General features: G+C 50.9%; 19 protein-coding genes. 8 read left to right on the top strand and 11 right to left on the bottom strand.

What is annotated here, in order from left to right; translation table 11 throughout:
* Nucleotides 1-18: 18 nt before the first annotated feature.
* The 5 genes from potG to KGP21_RS10790 form a co-directional block, all read right to left on the bottom strand.
* A complete protein-coding gene (gene potG / locus KGP21_RS10810) occupies nucleotides 19-1,152 on the bottom strand; it encodes a putrescine ABC transporter ATP-binding subunit PotG (protein ID WP_021804976.1) in 1,134 nt (377 codons plus the stop codon).
* Between the two features lie 109 nt (nucleotides 1,153-1,261).
* Complete coding sequence (gene potF, locus KGP21_RS10805) at nucleotides 1,262-2,371, bottom strand: spermidine/putrescine ABC transporter substrate-binding protein PotF (protein WP_021804977.1); 1,110 nt, start codon at nucleotides 2,369-2,371, stop codon at nucleotides 1,262-1,264.
* A gap of 395 nt (nucleotides 2,372-2,766) precedes the next feature.
* The gene (locus KGP21_RS10800; RefSeq protein ID WP_223538117.1) at nucleotides 2,767-3,246 is read right to left on the bottom strand and encodes a YbjN domain-containing protein; all 480 of its coding nucleotides are present in this window, start codon (nucleotides 3,244-3,246) and stop codon (nucleotides 2,767-2,769) included.
* 174 nt (nucleotides 3,247-3,420) lie between these two features.
* A complete protein-coding gene (rimK, locus tag KGP21_RS10795) occupies nucleotides 3,421-4,323 on the bottom strand; it encodes a 30S ribosomal protein S6--L-glutamate ligase (RefSeq protein ID WP_021804979.1) in 903 nt (300 codons plus the stop codon).
* Nucleotides 4,324-4,379: 56 nt separating this feature from the next.
* Nucleotides 4,380-4,679 (bottom strand): YbjC family protein, encoded by a 300-nt coding sequence (locus KGP21_RS10790; RefSeq protein ID WP_021804980.1) that lies wholly within the window; start codon nucleotides 4,677-4,679, stop codon nucleotides 4,380-4,382.
* A 238-nt stretch (nucleotides 4,680-4,917) separates the two neighbouring features.
* On the opposite strand from KGP21_RS10790, the gene KGP21_RS10785 reads away from it, so the two are divergent.
* Nucleotides 4,918-5,181, top strand: a complete 264-nt coding sequence (locus KGP21_RS10785; protein WP_021804981.1) for a GrxA family glutaredoxin — start codon at nucleotides 4,918-4,920, stop codon at nucleotides 5,179-5,181.
* Between the two features lie 52 nt (nucleotides 5,182-5,233).
* Here the strand turns inward: KGP21_RS10785 and KGP21_RS10780 are convergent, their stop codons facing one another.
* Nucleotides 5,234-5,623: an inner membrane protein YbjM gene (locus tag KGP21_RS10780; RefSeq protein ID WP_021804982.1), complete on the bottom strand. Its 390-nt coding sequence runs from the start codon at nucleotides 5,621-5,623 to the stop codon at nucleotides 5,234-5,236.
* A gap of 343 nt (nucleotides 5,624-5,966) precedes the next feature.
* Here KGP21_RS10780 and KGP21_RS10775 point away from each other — a divergent pair, with 343 nt between their 5' ends.
* The gene (locus tag KGP21_RS10775) at nucleotides 5,967-7,658 is read left to right on the top strand and encodes an aspartate:alanine antiporter (protein ID WP_037375189.1); all 1,692 of its coding nucleotides are present in this window, start codon (nucleotides 5,967-5,969) and stop codon (nucleotides 7,656-7,658) included.
* A 488-nt stretch (nucleotides 7,659-8,146) separates the two neighbouring features.
* On the opposite strand, the gene KGP21_RS10770 is transcribed toward KGP21_RS10775, so the two are convergent.
* Complete coding sequence (locus KGP21_RS10770; protein WP_037375028.1) at nucleotides 8,147-8,503, bottom strand: SH3 domain-containing protein; 357 nt, start codon at nucleotides 8,501-8,503, stop codon at nucleotides 8,147-8,149.
* Nucleotides 8,504-9,317: 814 nt separating this feature from the next.
* On the opposite strand from KGP21_RS10770, the gene KGP21_RS10765 reads away from it, so the two are divergent.
* A complete protein-coding gene (locus tag KGP21_RS10765; protein ID WP_094982878.1) occupies nucleotides 9,318-9,902 on the top strand; it encodes a hypothetical protein in 585 nt (194 codons plus the stop codon).
* A gap of 246 nt (nucleotides 9,903-10,148) precedes the next feature.
* Here the strand turns inward: KGP21_RS10765 and KGP21_RS10760 are convergent, their stop codons facing one another.
* Nucleotides 10,149-10,574 carry a universal stress protein gene (locus tag KGP21_RS10760; protein WP_223538114.1) on the bottom strand — a complete coding sequence of 142 codons (426 nt, stop codon included), beginning with the start codon at nucleotides 10,572-10,574 and terminating at the stop codon, nucleotides 10,149-10,151.
* A gap of 449 nt (nucleotides 10,575-11,023) precedes the next feature.
* Here KGP21_RS10760 and lpxA point away from each other — a divergent pair, with 449 nt between their 5' ends.
* On the top strand, nucleotides 11,024-11,815 hold the full coding sequence (gene lpxA / locus KGP21_RS10755) for an acyl-ACP--UDP-N-acetylglucosamine O-acyltransferase (RefSeq protein WP_115159834.1): 792 nt from the start codon (nucleotides 11,024-11,026) through the stop codon (nucleotides 11,813-11,815).
* A 68-nt stretch (nucleotides 11,816-11,883) separates the two neighbouring features.
* Here lpxA and KGP21_RS10750 read toward each other — a convergent pair.
* Nucleotides 11,884-13,244 (bottom strand): IS3 family transposase gene (locus KGP21_RS10750; RefSeq protein ID WP_371824863.1). Its coding sequence is split into 2 segments (ribosomal slippage): nucleotides 11,884-12,726 and nucleotides 12,729-13,244, totalling 1,359 coding nucleotides; the frame shifts between segments, so codons are not numbered across the junction.
* Between the two features lie 87 nt (nucleotides 13,245-13,331).
* Entirely contained in the window at nucleotides 13,332-13,844 is a 513-nt protein-coding gene (eco, locus tag KGP21_RS10745) for a serine protease inhibitor ecotin (protein ID WP_223538111.1), read from the bottom strand.
* A 160-nt stretch (nucleotides 13,845-14,004) separates the two neighbouring features.
* On the opposite strand from eco, the gene KGP21_RS10740 reads away from it, so the two are divergent.
* The gene (locus KGP21_RS10740) at nucleotides 14,005-14,763 is read left to right on the top strand and encodes a phosphatase PAP2 family protein (RefSeq protein WP_223538108.1); all 759 of its coding nucleotides are present in this window, start codon (nucleotides 14,005-14,007) and stop codon (nucleotides 14,761-14,763) included.
* Between the two features lie 6 nt (nucleotides 14,764-14,769).
* On the top strand, nucleotides 14,770-15,375 hold the full coding sequence (gene ybjG / locus KGP21_RS10735; RefSeq protein WP_223538105.1) for an undecaprenyl-diphosphate phosphatase: 606 nt from the start codon (nucleotides 14,770-14,772) through the stop codon (nucleotides 15,373-15,375).
* Nucleotides 15,376-15,407: 32 nt separating this feature from the next.
* On the opposite strand, the gene KGP21_RS10730 is transcribed toward ybjG, so the two are convergent.
* Nucleotides 15,408-16,226 carry a hypothetical protein gene (locus tag KGP21_RS10730; RefSeq protein ID WP_223538102.1) on the bottom strand — a complete coding sequence of 273 codons (819 nt, stop codon included), beginning with the start codon at nucleotides 16,224-16,226 and terminating at the stop codon, nucleotides 15,408-15,410.
* Between the two features lie 228 nt (nucleotides 16,227-16,454).
* Between KGP21_RS10730 and deoC the strand changes: the two genes are divergently transcribed.
* A complete protein-coding gene (gene deoC / locus KGP21_RS10725) occupies nucleotides 16,455-17,135 on the top strand; it encodes a deoxyribose-phosphate aldolase (protein ID WP_021804992.1) in 681 nt (226 codons plus the stop codon).
* A 177-nt stretch (nucleotides 17,136-17,312) separates the two neighbouring features.
* On the top strand, nucleotides 17,313-18,077 hold the full coding sequence (gene deoR, locus KGP21_RS10720) for a DNA-binding transcriptional repressor DeoR (protein WP_021179953.1): 765 nt from the start codon (nucleotides 17,313-17,315) through the stop codon (nucleotides 18,075-18,077).
* The last annotated feature ends 101 nt before the right edge of the window (nucleotides 18,078-18,178 follow it).

Raw genomic sequence — 18,178 nt, 5'->3', positions numbered from 1 at the left:
TACTCCTCACTTTCTCAACTACACCGTCAGAACCACACAGCTGTCGGTGTCCCAACACAGGCGCACTTCATCACCCCAGGTCGGCATGCCTTTGCGGAAGCGATGGCCGTTCTGCAACTGCGCACTGATCATCTGCCCGCTAAGCAACTTCACGTGGTAGATTGACAGATCGCCTAGATAGGCGATGTTCACCACCTCACCCACCGCAAAGTTGCAGCCGTCTTCTGGCACTTCCTCACACAGCATGATCTTTTCCGGGCGCAGAGCGACCTGAATAGGCACACCGTCTACCACCGATGAATCAGGATCGACCTTAAGCGCATGCCGTAAACCGGGGCTTTGCAAGATCAATGCATCGTCTCGCCGCTCCTGCAACACGCAATCGAACACGTTGACCGAACCGATAAACTCGGCGCTGAAACGGCTGTTCGGGTGCTCGTAGATCTCTTCCGGCTCACCGATTTGCACAAACTTGCCGCGGTTCATGATGGCGATACGGCCAGCCATGGTCATCGCTTCTTCCTGATCGTGGGTGACCATGACGCAGGTCGCGCCCACGCGCTCCAGGATATCGACCACTTCCAGCTGCATGCGATCGCGCAGTTTTTTATCCAACGCGCCCATCGGTTCGTCCAGCAGCAACAGCTTTGGTCGTTTTGCCAAACTACGTGCCAGTGCCACACGCTGGCGTTGCCCCCCGGAGAGCTGGTGCGGCTTACGCTTGGCGTATTCCTGCATATGCACTAGCGTAAGCATTTCGGTGACGCGCTCGTTGATTTCCGCGCGCGGCATTTTGTCCTGCTTGAGGCCAAACGCGATGTTCTGCTCCACCGTCATATGGGGGAACAGCGCATAGGACTGGAACATCATATTGACCGGGCGTTGGTATGGCGGCACGTGGGACATGTCCTGACCGTCGAGGACAATTTGCCCTTCCGTCGGCTGTTCAAAACCGGCCAACATGCGCAGCAACGTCGATTTTCCACAGCCAGAAGGCCCCAACAGCGCAAAGATTTCGCCCTTGTAGATCGTCAGGCTGACGTCTTCTACCGCATTCTGGCCGTCAAAGGTTTTGGTGAGGTTACGGATTTCCAGCAGAGGGGTGAACACCTTCTGCGATTTGGCTAGCGGACGAGGGATAACGTCGTTCAATCGGGGTGCTCTCCGGCTAAAGCAGTACGAACAACCACAGCAATTGCCATGGCCCAAAATGGCAATGCAGGCGGGTTAACCCCGCCTGCCGATCATCAGAATCGGGTATTTACTTCCCGCTTTTAACTTTAGTCCATGCCCGCGTAACTACACGGTCAAGTTTTGGCGACTGTACGTTCAGCGTGTACAGTTTGGCGCGAATATCTGCCGGCGGGTAAACGTTCGGGTTATCACGCACCTCGGCATTCACCAGCGGCGTGGCGTCTTTCACCGCGTTGGCATAAAACACGTGATTGCTGATATCCGCGATCACCTCTGGCTTGAGCAGGAAGTTCAGGAACTGGTAGGCCGCATCTTTGTTTTTGGCATCGGCTGGCATCGCAAACATGTCAAAGTAGGTCAGCGCCCCCTCTTTTGGAATGGAGTAGGCCACATTGACGCCGTTTTTGGCTTCCTTGGCACGGTTGGCAGCCTGCATGATATCGCCAGACCAGCCAATGGCCACGCAAATATCCCCGTTAGCCAGATCGTTGATGTACTGGGACGAGTGGAAATAGCGGATATTCGGCCGCAGCTTCATCAACAGATCGTTGGCCGCACCGGTGTAATCTTCCGCACTGGTGCTGTTAGGATCTTTACCCAAATAGTGCAAGACGGTGGCATAGACTTCGCTTGGCGCATCCAGGAAGGAGACACCACAGCTTTTCAGCTTCTCCAGGTTTTCTGGCTTGAGGATCAGATCCCAGCTATCGACCGGGGCATCTTTACCCAGCACCGCTTTGACCTTATCGACGTTATAGCCAATGCCGGTGGTCACCATCATGTAAGGGATACCGTACTTATTCTCCTTGTCGTTATGCGCAACCAGTTGCAGCATCTCGGGATCAAGGTTTTTGTAATTAGGTATCTTGCTCTTGTCCAGCGCTTCAAAAATACCGGCTTTGGACTGGCGCTCAAGGAAGTTGGAGGAAGGAACCACCAAGTCATAACCGGTGCTGCCCGCCATCAGTTTGCCTTCCAGAACCTCGTTGGAATCAAAGACGTCATACACCACTTTGATGCCGGTTTCTTTCTGGAATTTGGCCAGGGTATCCGGCGCAATGTAGTCGGACCAATTGTAGATGTGCAGCGTATTGTCTGCGGCCGACGCGGTGAGGCAAGCCGTCATCAGCAAGCCGCCAACCACACCCGATAACCACTTTTTACGTTGGGTGACCATCCGTAACTTCCTCCAAAACAAGGGGTAAATTTGTATCCTGAAAGGATACAACGCCTTTGATTAGCCGAGCGCAATCGTTGCGATCGCGAGTGAATAGCTATGCAGTTGATTGCATGCGATTTTCTCACCTGCCAGCCCACGAGGTCACAAACAGGAGCGTGAGCCTTTAGCAAGATCAGCAGCATAACCGGAGTTGCCAGACGGTGCCAGCCTCCAGGGTAAAAAACGCCGTTTATCGATTAATTATGCACGGGGTCTGTATGTGATGCGGCAATAACGGCCTAAAAGACGAGAAATATCTGGCAATCAGGGGAGAAACGCAGAATATCTGGTTGTGGAGGAAAGTCCGGGCTGCGTGCCGCCAGATCTGCGGCACACATAATGTACAGCGAAGATTAATGCAGCATCGGTTGGCTGGCTACGGTAGCCGGGTTCTCTTCTTCATCACCCATAAACAGCAGATCGTTCGCCCTGGCTTCCAGGATCACCATCGAGATCTGTTCTTCGCCCTGTTGCATAAAGTGGGCAAACTGCTCATGGGCCACGCCCACGGCAATGCTCAAAGACTGGCAAACGATCAGCTTTGGCAAGTTATCGTCTTGTATATCAACAAAGGCCTTGATGGTCAGCGAGCTGGCATTGATTTGACTGAGATCGGCCACCAGCGGGATCAGTGCGGTTGGCTTGACTTCGGCCAACGCGGAAAACAGGATCACGTTATCCACCAGATCGAGCTTGGCATCGAATACGCCGTCAAAGTTTTGCATGTGCGGCAGGTGTAACGCCTGGCAAGAGTCACATTCAAAAAACGAGATCCCCAACTGATCCAACCAACGTCGTAATAACGCCAAATCGGGGACGATGAGTGAATCCATAAATTACCAGCCTCACAGGGTTCAATGACATGAAAAGGCGCATAGCTTACGGAATATTCAATCGAGATGCCACGATCAAAGGCGCTTAATTCACTAATACGGTCACATCGCACAACATGTCCGCACCTGCTATCCCCCGTATACGCTTGGCGCAACAGAGGAAAGCACCATTTCTCATCCGCCAGATTTCAGACGAAAGCCAGGTCGGGCTCGTTGTTCAATGTACTCAATCATCATGCCGGCAATATCCAACCCGGTGGTGGTTTCAACGCCTTCCAACCCCGGTGACGCATTCACCTCCATCACCAGCGGGCCACGATCGGCACGGAGGATATCAACCCCGGCAACATCCAGCCCCAGCGTCTCTACGGCCTTGATCGCCGTAGCGCGTTCCTTGCCGGTAATATGCACTTTACGAGCCGTGCCACCACGGTGCAGGTTCGAGCGAAACTCCCCAGGCTTTGCCTGACGTTCAATCGCTGCAACGACCCTGCCGCCGACGACCAGGCAGCGAATATCACAGCCATTGGCTTCACGGATATACTCCTGCACCAGGATATGGGCGTTCAGGCCACGAAAGGCGTCGATCACGCTCTCCGCCGCCTGGCGAGTTTCGGCCAATACCACGCCGATCCCCTGCGTCCCTTCAACCAGCTTCACCACCAGCGGTGCGCCGCCCACCAGTTCGATCAAATCACCGGTGTCATCCGGTGAATGCGCAAAGCCGGTAATGGGCAGATCAATCCCCTGGCGCGCCAGCAGTTGCAGCGAACGCAGTTTGTCACGCGCGCGGGTAATGGCCACTGACTCATTGAGTGGATAGCTGCCGAGCAGTTCAAACTGGCGCAGCACGGCAGTGCCATAAAAGGTAATAGCGGAACCAATACGCGGGATCACCGCATCGTAATGTTCCAACCGGCGGCCACGATAATGAATGCTCGGTGCCGCCGGGTTGATATTCATATAACAAGACTGCGGATCGATAACATCGATACGGTGCCCACGCTGCTCTGCAGCCTCACGCAGTCTTTTACATGAGTACAGCGAACCATCGCGCGAAAGAATGGCAATTTTCACTCGTCACCCCTAAAGGCGTTATCACCTGCATTGGCAGGCATTCCCCATAGCCGCGTTTAGTCTTGCGGTCCCTGGTCTTGTTTATCTTTTGGCGGGGTACGCCGATCGTTCTGCGGCGGCTGGCCACCGCGCAGTAGCGGGCCGAACCCTTGAACCACACGCCAGACCAAAAACGCGGCTGCAGGAACCATCATGAAGACGCCTAGAAAGATCATGCCAACCGCCGCCTGCTGCGAAGCCAGCATACCCGGTAAGCGGACGTAGTCATGAATACTCAGATAAGAGAGTATCAACAGCACCATGCCCAATCCTTCAAGCACCAGCACAGAACGCGGTAAGTCACCGAATGAACGCATATTTTTTTCTCCAGACTCACTGTGTCCAGTGTAGTAAATTCGCCATCGCTGCAACAGCTCTAGTTGATTAATCGGTTCTATAAATCAGACCAAGAGGCAGATCCTGCTTTTTTTTAGCTCAGCCAACGGGCATAGTAAGCGCCATGACGTGAGTGATTGCGCAACTGAAGTCTTTTTATGACGGAAGGAATGTCGTTACAATAACGGTTAATGATTAATAACAGACTAGGAGTGTTACATGTTTGCTGTAATCTTCGGGCGTCCGGGCTGTCCTTACTGTGTCCGTGCTAAAGAGCTGGCAGAGAAATTGACTGAAGAGCGTGACGATTTCAACTTCCGTTATGTTGATATCCACGCCGAAGGCATCACCAAGGCCGATTTGGAAAAAACCGTGGGCAAACCGGTAGAAACCGTGCCGCAAATCTTTATCGATCAGACCCACATTGGCGGCTGCACCGATTTTGAAGCCTACGCCAAAGAAAACCTGAACCTGTTCCAGTAAGCTTCAAGCTCGAACAAAAAAGGCCACCGAACTCAGGTGGCCTTTTTTACGATTAGGGTTTTTGCTGCCGATAGAACTGTTGCCACGCATGGAACACCATGCGCATTAATAAATACAACATCCCACCCAACACACACCAGAATACGGCGCTGACCGCATAAGCTAACTCCTGCCAAAACGAATGGCCGGGGGTCAACCAAAAGTGGCGAATGAGTAAACACAGCGGTACCGCACACAGTGCGCCAAGCAAGGGACACAGAATACGCTGCTTGCTCGACAAATAGCTGGCGATAAAACCGGGAATAATAAACAACAGCAGGCCGGTTTCACCATGATGCTCGGATTCTGTCACGCCGACGGCACCGCTCTTCAGGCCCAGAAAAACCAGACTAAACAGTAGAAAACAGCTAAAAATGCCCACCCAGTATCGATAACTTACCATCCACCTCTCCCCTCCATACCCGAAAATGACGGATATCGCGATGTGACCGCTGACTACATCGTAAAACACAGCCTATCGCACCGACCCTGCGACACACAGCCGAAATCGACAGCGCTGGCTGAACTTTTTCCTTGGTCAAAAAGGGTTAAATACGTATGCCGACACAGCTTTATGCTGGCTGTCATACGTGATAGCGACTAGAATAAGCGCCGCCATTCGATGGTTCGGATCGCCTTCCGATGGTTGGTTGTTATCTAAGCTTTATCCATATACTCTATGGCTGAATCTAACTCTTATAGTGTTCTTTATCAAGAACTTACTGGTAAACAATAAGTTATCCCCCGTGAACATAAACGTCGCAAGTTTGTTAAACGGTAACTACATCCTGTTACTGTTTGTGGTACTCGCCCTGGGGCTCTGCCTCGGAAAGGTTCGTCTTGGCTCCGTTCAACTCGGTAATTCCATTGGCGTTTTAGTGGTCTCGCTGTTGCTTGGCCAGCAGCACTTTGCCATTAACACCGAAGCGTTAAGCCTCGGTTTCATGCTGTTTATTTTTTGCGTCGGCGTTGAAGCGGGTCCCAATTTCTTCTCAATTTTTTTCCGCGACGGCAAAAACTACTTCATGCTGGCGCTGGTGATGGTCGGTTCAGCGATGGTGATCGCCATCGGACTCGGTAAGCTGTTCCACTGGGATATCGGCCTTACCGCCGGTATGCTCGCCGGTTCGATGACCTCCACACCGGTATTGGTGGGTGCAGGCGATACGCTACGTAATACCATCACCAGCGGCCCGGCACTGCTTGCAGCCCAAGACCATCTGAGCCTGGGCTACGCCCTGACCTACCTGATTGGCCTGGTCAGCCTGATTTTCGGCGCTCGTTATCTGCCAAAACTGCAGCATCAGGACCTCTCTACCTCTGCCCAACAAATCGCCCGTGAGCGCGGCCTGGATACCGATAGCCAGCGCAAGGTTTATTTGCCGGTGATCCGCGCCTATCGCGTTGGCCAGGAACTGGTTGCCTGGGCAGACGGCAAGAACCTGCGCGAGCTCGGCATTTACCGCCAAACCGGTTGCTACATCGAACGGATTCGCCGCAACGGCATTCTGGCCAACCCGGACGGAGATGCGGTGTTACAGGTCGGGGATGAAATCTCACTGGTCGGCTACCCTGATGCTCACGCACGCCTGGACCCAAGCTTCCGTAACGGCAAGGAAGTGTTCGACCGGGATCTGCTGGATATGCGCATCGTAACCGAAGAGATCGTGGTCAAAAACAGCAATGCGGTAGGCAAGCGCCTGAGCCAGTTGAAGCTGACCGATCATGGCTGCTTCCTCAACCGCGTGATCCGCAGCCAGATTGAAATGCCGATCGATGACAGCATCGTGTTGAACAAAGGCGATGTGCTGCAGGTTAGCGGCGATGCCCGCCGGGTAAAAAGCGTGGCAGAGAAGATCGGCTTTATTTCCATTCATAGCCAGGTTACCGATCTGCTGGCGTTCTGTGCCTTCTTTATCATCGGCCTGCTGATCGGCCAGATCACCATTCAGTTCACCAGCAGCTTCTCCTTTGGTATCGGCAACGCCGCAGGGCTATTGATGTCCGGCATCATGCTGGGCTTCCTGCGTGCCAACCACCCGACCTTTGGTTATATCCCTCAGGGCGCGTTGAATATGGTGAAAGAGTTCGGCCTGATGGTGTTTATGGCTGGTGTGGGCCTGAGCGCAGGGGCAGGTATCGGCAATACCCTTGGCGCAGTAGGTGGCCAGATGCTGATCGCAGGCTTGATCGTCAGCCTGGTACCGGTAGTGATCTGCTTCCTGTTCGGTGCCTACATTCTGCGCATGAACCGTGCCCTGCTATTTGGTGCCATTATGGGGGCACGTACCTGCGCCCCGGCGATGGAAATCATTAGTGACACTGCACGTAGTAATATTCCTGCGTTGGGATATGCAGGCACCTACGCCATCGCTAACGTGTTGTTAACCTTGGCAGGCTCGCTCATCGTGGTGATCTGGCCAGGACTAATGGGGTAGCAAGGCGATCTGAGAAGTGCCGCTACGGCGAAATATTTTTTTATTTTTCTAGCAACGGGTAGAACTTTTCGATCGGGACATAGTCTGAATTAGTGCCACTGCTTTTCTTTGATGTCCCCATTTTGTGGAGCCCGTTAGTCCCGCCTTTTTAGGTTCAAGATTAGCGGGTTTTTTGTTGCCTGAAATTTACGCCTGACCTTCCCCCATTGATTTACACATCGCGATGTTAGTAATGAGACGCTGAAGGCCATTTGGACGCTAGCTAGCACGATCCATGAGATTTGGTGACCCAAATAAGCGGGGAGAAAGTTCAAATGGCTCCAGCCCGAAGAGAGCATGCGCCCAAGCCGGTGCTACGCGTTATCGGGCTTGAACGTAGAGCTATCCGCCTTGATCACGGGCTTTCGGGACTGCGACGGTGCCACAATCAACTGAGGGGCACAGCCTAAAATCCGTCGCCACTCAGACTCTGATGTAAAATAACGGCCTTATTTGATGTTCTGAAGAATGCTTTTCGGTACCCAGCCAATATCTTGATCCGAGAGTCGCTGGCACCATACCCAGCCATTTAAGAATTTTATCGCCAGCAACTCATCTCCTTCATTAACATCAAGTTCTTTGGCCGTATAGTCATCTTTCGCTATACCATGGCCAGGTTTGTCGCTTCGTTCTATCAGCTGTTCTGGCACCCATCCACCGGAATGATTAGCTATGGTACAGAAATACCAATCATCCCAACCTTCATCGCCCTCATATATGCCCCCTATCGTAAGCGGAGTTCCAGTTGTGAACGTTATAGGATCTGGATACTCACTTCGATGTCGCCCAGTTGCGATAAATTTCATGTTGTTCCTCATAAAACATCACCTACCTTCTTCCGATGCTTACAATTATCTGTATGCATATACAGTTTGCAACTATTAATTTCATTGCAAGCTGATCACGCGAAGCTTGCTTAAACCTTAAATAAATCAACTGATTGATATATATAAATTTAATTCATTCGACGCACTGACACTTCCAACACCGAACGTTAGGGTAAGGCAATCGCGGACTATTAGGTTATATTCTTTCCCAGGCCGACAACCTCCACTACACCGGCCTGTAAATCTTTCCATTCATGCATCAGCAAGCATCAACATTTAACCCAGCTTATATTGATGCTGGTTGGGCAGATGACATAGATGATGTGATACGCTCAGGTACGCCTTATACTCAACCCTGTCGGTACGACACATAAATGCCGATCAGCACGTTTACACCAGCAGCATATTACTCATTGAGCAAAGTATCCAAACGGAAATTAACGCATTTCTATATTAATGCAATATAAAATACCGAATGCAGGAGTGCGTTAAAGCTGGAGGAGACTTCTGTTACAAATAACGTTATCCGTAACATCATATTTTACACTAACAAAATTTAACCTATCGAGGTTATTGACAACACTATTCTTTTAATGACAACGTAGTGAAACACCGAGGTATTGTCGCTCCATAAAGGGCGTCTGACATCGGTTATAAATATCATTTACACCATGGAGGTGAGCATGTAAAACCAACACAATAACAGCACCAGAAATAAAACACCGAATTTTGGCAGTTTAATGATTATTTATGTGTCATTTCACAATCCCAAAAGGATTTATAGGATTGCATCATGAAAATGAGTTTCTTAGCTTACCTTTTTCTAGTTTTAACCAGCTTCTTTTTTAGTGAGCACTTAAGTGCAGCTAGCACAGGCACGCTTACGGTGAAGTTTGGTCAGACAACGGAGGATACGTTCAAGATAACTCACCCTGAAGCGGTAAATGTGGGGTTTAACAGCGAACTGAAAGGGAATATCTATAAAGAAACACCCGATAACAATAAGGACAAACGAAGCGATATCGTTTTTGAAAGTACTAAAGATGTTTTTGTCTTGTTTGATGAGAATAAAAATTTAGCCGCATTACACTTACAACTGAAAACCGATCAGTTTAGCGTTATCAGTGCAATTCTAGCTAAAAAATACACCACCGCCGTAAAGAAAACCTCGTTTATCGGCAGTGACTATATGGAACTCTACAACGCCGGTGTTTTGATTTATTTGATGGATCCTTTCTTCTTTTCCAATACCTCACTCTTCTTTATAAGAACCGATGTGAGAAATAAAATCCTAAAAAACATCCCCACTAACCTGCTTGATGATGAGCTCAAGGTACTGAACTACCTTGTGGAGAAAAGCTTTCAATCAACAAAGTAATCAGATAAGTGCCCCTGCTATAATGCTGAACACTACCATAACAGAATAGCGGGCGGAGTTAAAATCAGCATCCAATCACCAGAAAAGCTAAAAAACACAATAAGATATGCTTGAACTTGGGTGTGGCAATAGCGTGCTGGCGAGAAGCAATGATTCGGCCTCTATATCCATGGGCGAATCACTGCTCTGACCTAATTATTGTGATGCCTTTCACTCTCAACGCCATTCAGATCCAACGTTTCCCCATCAATGTTTTTCGAGCGGTACTACGAGCATATCAACCGCAATATGGTTGATCGTGCGGCGCGTACTGGATACCAAACGGCTCCACATATCGTGGTGGTGACCAAAAATCACCAAATCAATCCCCTTCTCACGGATGGCACTATTCAGCGCTTCACTGAGTTCACCACGGCCAATGATCACTTCACTGATGGGATACTCCGCCTGCTGCTGGATAGCGTTAAGCATATTCTTAACTCGTTCGGAGAAGGTCTTATCGGCATAGTTGAATTCGCCACTACCAAACTCGCTGTAGTGGTTAGCTTGCTCATCGATATAAATCAACGACAGCTTGGCCTGCAGTGTGTCAGCCAATTCAGCCCCCTTTCGCACTAACAGCTCGGCATCGTCACTCAGATCGGTTGCAATAACGATATGTTGATAAGTCATATTGTCGGCCCTCCGTATTACCTAATACCCAGCCTGATAACCTACCTATTAATTCTAGTCTAGCCTGAGAGTGGTTGCTTATCCTCTTGTCATTTTACTGCTGGAACAATCCATCTCGGCACCAGGCACTACTGCAAAATCTGTAGGCAGCGCCCCAACGTTGTGAGCCAACTGCGGTCTCGGTTAACCGATTCACCTTTATCTCCTCTGCCCCATCTTCCATTACAAAAAAGTTCAGAAAATAAAGAAAATATAAGATGGTGTGATATACCCGGGAACTCCTTATACTCGGCCCTGTCGATAAGAAAAATCACCTGACCTCCAACGACCACCCCTTTCCCCTCACATTCGACGCTTACTCTCAGATTAATCCAAATTAAGGCTTAATCATTTACCCATGATTGGCCTTGAGTGCCGGAAACGCCACGCGCCATCATCAGGATAACGCAATGTCAATTTCTTCCTCTGCCCGGGTCGCAAGCAATAGCTTGGTTGAACCGGGGGCGATTATCGGTGCGCGCGTCAGCATTGGCCCTTTCTGCATCATCGCAGCCGGCGTCGAGATTGGTGATGACACGGTAATAGCCTCCCATGTAAGCATTAACGGCCTCACCCGGATTGGCTGCAATAACGTTATCGGGCAGTTTTCCATCATCGGCGAAGTGAATCAGGATTTGAAATATGCTGGTGAAGCTACGGACGTGGTGATCGGCGACAGAAACAGGATCGGCAAGAATGCGACCATTCATCGCGGCACCACTCAAGGCTATCGGCGGACAACCATCGGTAATGACAACCTGTTCTTAAACAACGTCCATATTGGCCATGATTGTATTGTCGGCAATACTACGGTTATCGGTGATAACTCGGGGCTGGCCGGGCATGTTGAGCTGGATGATTTTGTGCAGATCGGCAATATGTGCGCGATACATCAGTTTTGTCTGCTGGGTGCCCATGCGCATATCGCCCATCAGTCCGGCGTGGTGCAGGATGTTCCACCTTTTGTCAGTGCCAGTGGCAACCACGCAGCCCCCATCGGGGTAAACGATTCAGCGGCAGCTTTCCAATCACTTAGCGAGCAGCAACAGCAGGTGATCCAAACCCTGTATAACATGCTTTATCACAATGCGTTGGCGATCAATGAGGTGAAACAGGAAGTGCAGCGCTTGAGCGAAACCTATCCGCTACTGCAATGGTTTACTTCTTTCTTCTCACGCTCGGCGCGCGGTATTATCCGCTAGGCGCTGCCATTGAATATTCAGATGGGCGCCGCATGTGAACTGACCCCAAGAAGTTGGACGGTTTAAAATTAAGCAACCATCAAAGCCTGCGTTCTGTACTCCACAGGGCTCAGGCCTTTGAGCTTCTGTTTGATACGATGGTTATTGTAGTAATCTATGTACATGTCTATCTCTTCAGACAGCTGTTCCACACTCTCAAAGCGTTGTAAATAATACAGTTCAGCTTTCAGATGGCCAAAGAAGTTTTCCATTACCGCATTATCCAGGCAGTTACCCTTGCGAGACATGCTCTGTTCTATCCCATTTTCCTGCAACTGATGCTGATAAGCCGCCATCTGATAGTGCCAACCTTGGTCACTGTGCAGCAACGGCTTTTCTTCCGTTTTTAGCGTACTGAGCGCCTTATCCAGCATCGTTTTTACCAGACTGAACACAGGTTTACGGGACATCTCATAGGCAATGATTTCACCGTTAAACAAGTCGAGTACCGGCGATAAATACAGCTTTTTATCCGCCACCTGGAACTCCGTGATATCGGTCACCCACTTTTGGTTAGGCTCCAGAGCGGTAAAATCGCGCTGCAAGGTATTCGGGGCCACTTTACCGACATGTCCCTTGTACGAACGGTATTTTTTACGGCGAACGGGCGATTTCAATTGCAGCTCAACCATCAGTTTTTGCACGGTTTTATGATTTAGCACAGCCCCCATCTTTCGAAGAACACTGGTCACCCGGCGATAGCCGTAACGGCCTTTATGCTCGTTAAAAACAGCCATTATTTGCTGCTTGGTTTCACCATACTTATCCGGTGCTTGATGGCTTTTACAACAATAGTAATACGTACTGCGCGGCAGTTTTCCGGCCCACAGCAAAACCTCCAAACGGTGTTCTGACCTCAATGCTCTGATTATTTTTGCCCTTTTCGACGAGTCTGGGCTTCCTTCTGTTGCATCAAGGCTCTCAACTTTTTTATGTAATCATTCTGCGCACGTAAAAACTCGATTTCCTCCCGCATCTCTTCGGGGGTCAACTCATCAGGCGATTTATCGGCATGGGGGGTTTTGGGATGCTGACGCATTTGGCGACTACGCTTATTCAGGTTGAGGGCTTCAGCCCCATTCTCCCGATAGAGTTTAATCCAGCGTTCCACAGTAAGGTAAGAAGGAATATTGAATTTAGCGGCGACTGTCGCTAAAGAGAGCGGATTTGAAAGCGCGAATTCGACAACAGAGAGCCTGAAGTCAGGTGTGTAATGTTGCTTGCGTCCTAACCGCAGCCCCTGTTCCCCATGATGCTGATAAGCGGCAATCCATCTGCGTAGTTGGACATGGGCAATAGAAAACTTCTTAGCGGTCTGTTTTTGACCGCCGAGTCCGGCAAGATAGTACCGGACAACGTCAAGTTTGAACTGAAGTGAATACTTCATCAGAACTGTACCTCCAAATGTCAGATGTTTGTCCAACATTTGGGGTTCAGTTCACATGCGGCGCCCCTACGTAGCGGAGTCTACAGTCGTTTATTTAGTTACCGCACGGCCAGTATTTTCGCTGGCAGACCAGATGCGATAGCGCACCTCGACGTCCTTCGGCACGTAAACCACGATCGGCAAGCGGCTGTTATAGCGCTGCATCGCGGCATCCCCCAGATGAGCGGCAACGAACTCCTGACGCTTGCTATTATCCGGGCAAGCCATCATGGTAGAGGCCGGAGCCGAGAGCTTCGGCAGTACAAAATAGTCATAACCCCAGCCGGCCAGCGTTTTACTCTCCAGATTGCCGCCCATCATGTGGCGGTTGCAATCCACTTCCAGCGTTTGGCCAATCAGCAGCTCAACCTTAAAGTTTTCTTCATTCTCCTGCTTGGGTAAATAAATGACCTGCCGGCTCATGCCCGGCTCCGCTTTCGGGAACGGTGCTACTTTTTCCAACGGCTGCATATTGAGATCGTCAGTACTTGCGGTGGTTGCAGCAACGACGTTGACAGACGCGGCCATCAGCAGGCTGGTCACTACCATAGAAAGCTTGTTCATTTTTTATCCTTACAATTCATAACCTAAATACCCAACTACGCTAGCATACTTTACGCCGTTAAATTATAGGTCAATTCTGGATATCGTCCCCAAGCCGCTCGCCATCCATTAAGGTTTTCTTAAGACGAGATGATTACAGTAGTCTGATCCATTACCGCCTATGAGCCTTCGTGTGAACCCATCAAACGCCAAACAATCGTCATTAAATCAATCCTCAACGGCTAGCAAAATTCAGACTGACGCCCTTTACTCCTTGCCCGCATCCTTTTACCGTTGGCAAGCCTTTGGGCTGGTGGTGGCTGCGCTGTTGTTTATCTGGTTGTCACGCAATGAACAGCTGGATTGGGTAGTCAGTAATTATTGGTATGACGCCGCCAGCCAGCGTTTTCCGTGGCAGAACAACTACTGGCTGGATCTGATCAACCATCGGTTGTTAAAGATTTCGGTGATCGCCGGAGCGGTACTGGCGCTGCTTTGGGGAATTTATCGCCGTAACGCGCGGCTGATCGTCGCCATGCTGTTGATCGGGATTGGGCCGTTAGTGGTGGGGATCCTGAAGGCCACTAGCGCACACTCATGCCCTTGGGATCTGCTGGAGTACGGTGGCAAAGCAATGTCATTTCCACTGTTTGGCACCACGCCAGCGTTTCCGGGGCCTGGCCGTTGCTTCCCCGGTGGCCACGCTTCCAGCGGCTTCGCCGTGATGGCACTGTTCTTTCTGTTTTATCCGCAACGCCCGCGCCTGGCTTACTGGTGCTGGCTGGCCGGCATCACGCTTGGCATGCTGATGGGCTTTGGCCAGATCATGCGGGGCGCACATTTTCTTTCCCATAACCTGTGGGCCGGGTGGTGGGTTTGGTTCAGCCAGTTGGCTGTTTATTGGTGTATCAGCGGCTATTTTCGCCGTAAGACGAGGTAATATTTAATGGAGCAGTTGAACTATCTTCTTTTCGCCTGGATCGATGCCACCCCGGCCAGCCCAGAATGGTTAATCGATCTTGCCACCTTCATCGCACGGGATCTGATCGCCATTATCTCCCTGCTGATTGTCGGCTTGTGGTTCTGGGGGGCACATAGCCAACTGGCAGCACAGCGAGAAGTGGTAGCCAAAACGACCATTGCGCTATTATTTGCCATGAGCGCTTCGGCAGCTATCGGCGCGCTGTTACCCCATGAGCGCCCGTTTGTCACCGGTATCGGCTATACCTTCCTGGCGCATGCACCAGACAGTTCTTTCCCTAGCAATCATGGCACTGCCATCTTCACCTTCGCCCTGGCCTTCCTGTGCTGGCATCGTGTCTGGTCAGGTATTTTGCTGATGGTCGCGGCCGTCGCCATTGCCTGGTCCCGCGTATTCCTTGGTGTGCACTGGCCACTGGATATGGTGGGCGGTTTCCTGCTGGGCTGTGTGGGTTGTCTGTTTGCCCAATTGGTGTGGAATCTGTTTGGTGATGCCATCGCCCAACGTCTAACGCGCCTATACCATTTCCTGTTTGCCTTCCCGATCCGTAAAGGATGGGTCAAGGAGTAATACCTGCCCGCAGGGGGCAAGCCCCCTGCCAGCTAGAGTATGCCTGTCATCACGCGGAACTCCCGCATCTCCCCTGCTTTTAACATCACCGCCATCGGTGTTGCTGTACTCTCTGGGCTGCAACTGGCCGGCTGGACGAACGCCGTCGCCCGTGAGTTGGCTCGTGGCCGCCGTAAGACGGCATAGCTGAATTGGCCGGTGGCAAAACGGGTTACATACCTTCTGCCGCACGGTGCCAGCATAAAGAACTCGGCCTGATCAACATATAACGAGAGATCGTCAGAACAAATGACCTGCTGCGGATTATCACGGATATTGAGCGCACAGCCCGGCAGATTTTGGCGGAAAACGGCCCCCTCTTCACAGGCATAGTTCATATGGCACATATAACTTAATGGCTGAGCCTGCTCAGCCAGGTTGTCGATCACCATTTCAATACTGAACTGTGTGCTGTTGGCGGCTAACTGAACGGCCGGTTGGATGCGGCAAGGGCCATCGGCAGTGCGGGCTCGTACAGCGATCGCTTCCTCTTCGACTTCCAGCCAGACATCAATCACCGGACCATGATTAGCAGGCAATCCTTGGTGAGAGGCAAAACAGCCACGGGCATCATTACGTCGAGGCTGCAGCTGGCTGGCTTTTGCTTTGAGAGACTGGCCATCAAACACCGCATCCCAAATCATCAAATCCTGGTAGGGCAACAACGTTAAGGTACCCCGCTGATTTTGCAGCACCAACGCGGCGATATCACCAGGAAACATAAACGCGGTCACCGTAAAACCAGCGCCGCGATACACTTCATTCGGCTCTATGCCGAACAATCCAGGGCTCAGATTAATGATCGTCTTCATCTTCTTTCCTCAGGGGGCAGCCGTTGCACAGTGAACGGATTTGTCAATATACAGTCTATGTTATTTAAATAACATTTTCCAGCAAACACTGTGTTAGACGTTGCTGTAAAACTCCAGTTCCCCCTAAAAATTACTGTTAATACAGCTTGAAACATCAATGTTGGAAATGTTAGGATTATAACATCACTAACACCACAGAACGTCTTTACCCCCATAGAGGAAATGACCATGACTACTGAACAGATTGATTACGCTCGCTATATCGACCATACCCTGCTGGCTATGGACACCACGGACAGCCAGATCAACCAACTGTGCGAAGAAGCGCGTCAGCATAATTTCTATGCCGTTTGCGTTAACTCGGGTTATGTCCCGTTGGCCGCTCACCTGTTGCAGGATAGCAACGTTAAAGTATGCTCGGTTATCGGCTTCCCTCTGGGGGCTGGTTTGACCGTCTCCAAGGCTTTCGAAGCCAAAGCTGCCATTGCCGCTGGCGCCCAGGAAATCGACATGGTGATCAACGTCGGTTGGCTGAAAAGCGGCCTGAATGACGAAGTGAAGGCCGATATCGCCGCGGTGCGTGAAGTTTGCGCGGCTATCCCGTTGAAGGTAATATTGGAAACCTGTCTGCTCAGCGATGAACAAATCGTTGTAGTTTGTGAAATGTGTCGTGAACTGGATGTCGCTTTCGTTAAAACCTCTACCGGTTTCAGCACAGGCGGCGCTCGTGAAGACCACGTCAAACTGATGCGTGCTACCGTAGGCAGCGAGATGGGTGTCAAAGCCTCTGGCGCAGTGCGCGATCGCGCTACCGCAGGGAAAATGATTGCCGCCGGTGCAACACGTATCGGCACCAGCTCGGGCGTTGCGATCGTTTCTGGCGATGCGGCTGACACCGGTAGCTACTGATTTTCGCCAGCTCTATCTAGGTATAGCGACATCTAATGCGGGGTTGTGCCCTCAGTGCGAACTGGGTCTGCACGACTCCGCATTATTGTGTTGGAGCGAACGAAAGAAACTTTTGGCTCCTTTATCCCTTTCGGCCACACTTGAGAAACTTGGGGTATAAACCTGTAGGAAAAACTGATGGAAACCCGGCGCGACGAACGTATCAACCGGCTAGTTCAGGCTCTAAAGCGTTCTGACAAGATCCACTTAAAAGAAGCAGCCGCACTGCTCGGCGTCTCGGAAATGACCATCCGGCGCGATCTCAGTGCCGAACCTGCTGCAGTGGTCTTGCTTGGGGGTTATGTCGTAGCCGATCCGCGTATCAACGGGGTCACCAATTATTTTGTCTCCGACCAGAAAGCCAAACAGGTGGCGGAAAAGCGCCGTATTGGCATGTTGGCGGCACCGCTGGTCAATGAAAATGACACGGTGTTCTTTGACTGTGGCACCACCACCCCGGCCATTATCGACGCCATTGCCGATGAACTCCCCTTTACCGCCATTTGCCACTCACTCAACACCTTTCTGGCGCTGCAGGACAAGCCCAACTGCAAGGTGATCCTGTGCGGCGGTGAATTCAAACCGAGCAACTACATTTTCACCGCTGTTGGCCAACATAATGAGTTGGACCACATCTGCCCTAACGTGGCCTTTATTTCAGCGGCAGGCATCACTTTGCAGCACGGCGCAACCTGCTTCAACCTTGATGAACTGGCGATGAAACACAAAGCGTTGGACAAGGCGCAGCAAAAGATCCTGGTCGCCGACCACAGCAAATTTGCCCAAACCAAGCCTGCCTGCATCGGGCCGCTGGCATTGTTCGATAAGGTGATCACCGATCGCCAGCCTGACCCCGAGTTCATCGAGTTTTTCGACCAACACGCGGTCACTTTGCGTTTCTGATCTTGGCCTCACTGCCGATTTTATGCCGTGTCCCTGGTGCTACTTGAGGGACGCGGTTGCAAATTCTTCGTTAAACTCAGGCTTTTTTTTAAGCAATTAAA

This window comes from Serratia sp. JSRIV004, from assembly GCF_019968705.1.
GTDB classification, from domain to species: Bacteria; Pseudomonadota; Gammaproteobacteria; order Enterobacterales; family Enterobacteriaceae; genus Chania; species Chania fonticola_B.
Note: the sequence above shows the minus strand (reverse complement) of the source record. Positions and strands in the feature narration are given on the sequence as shown.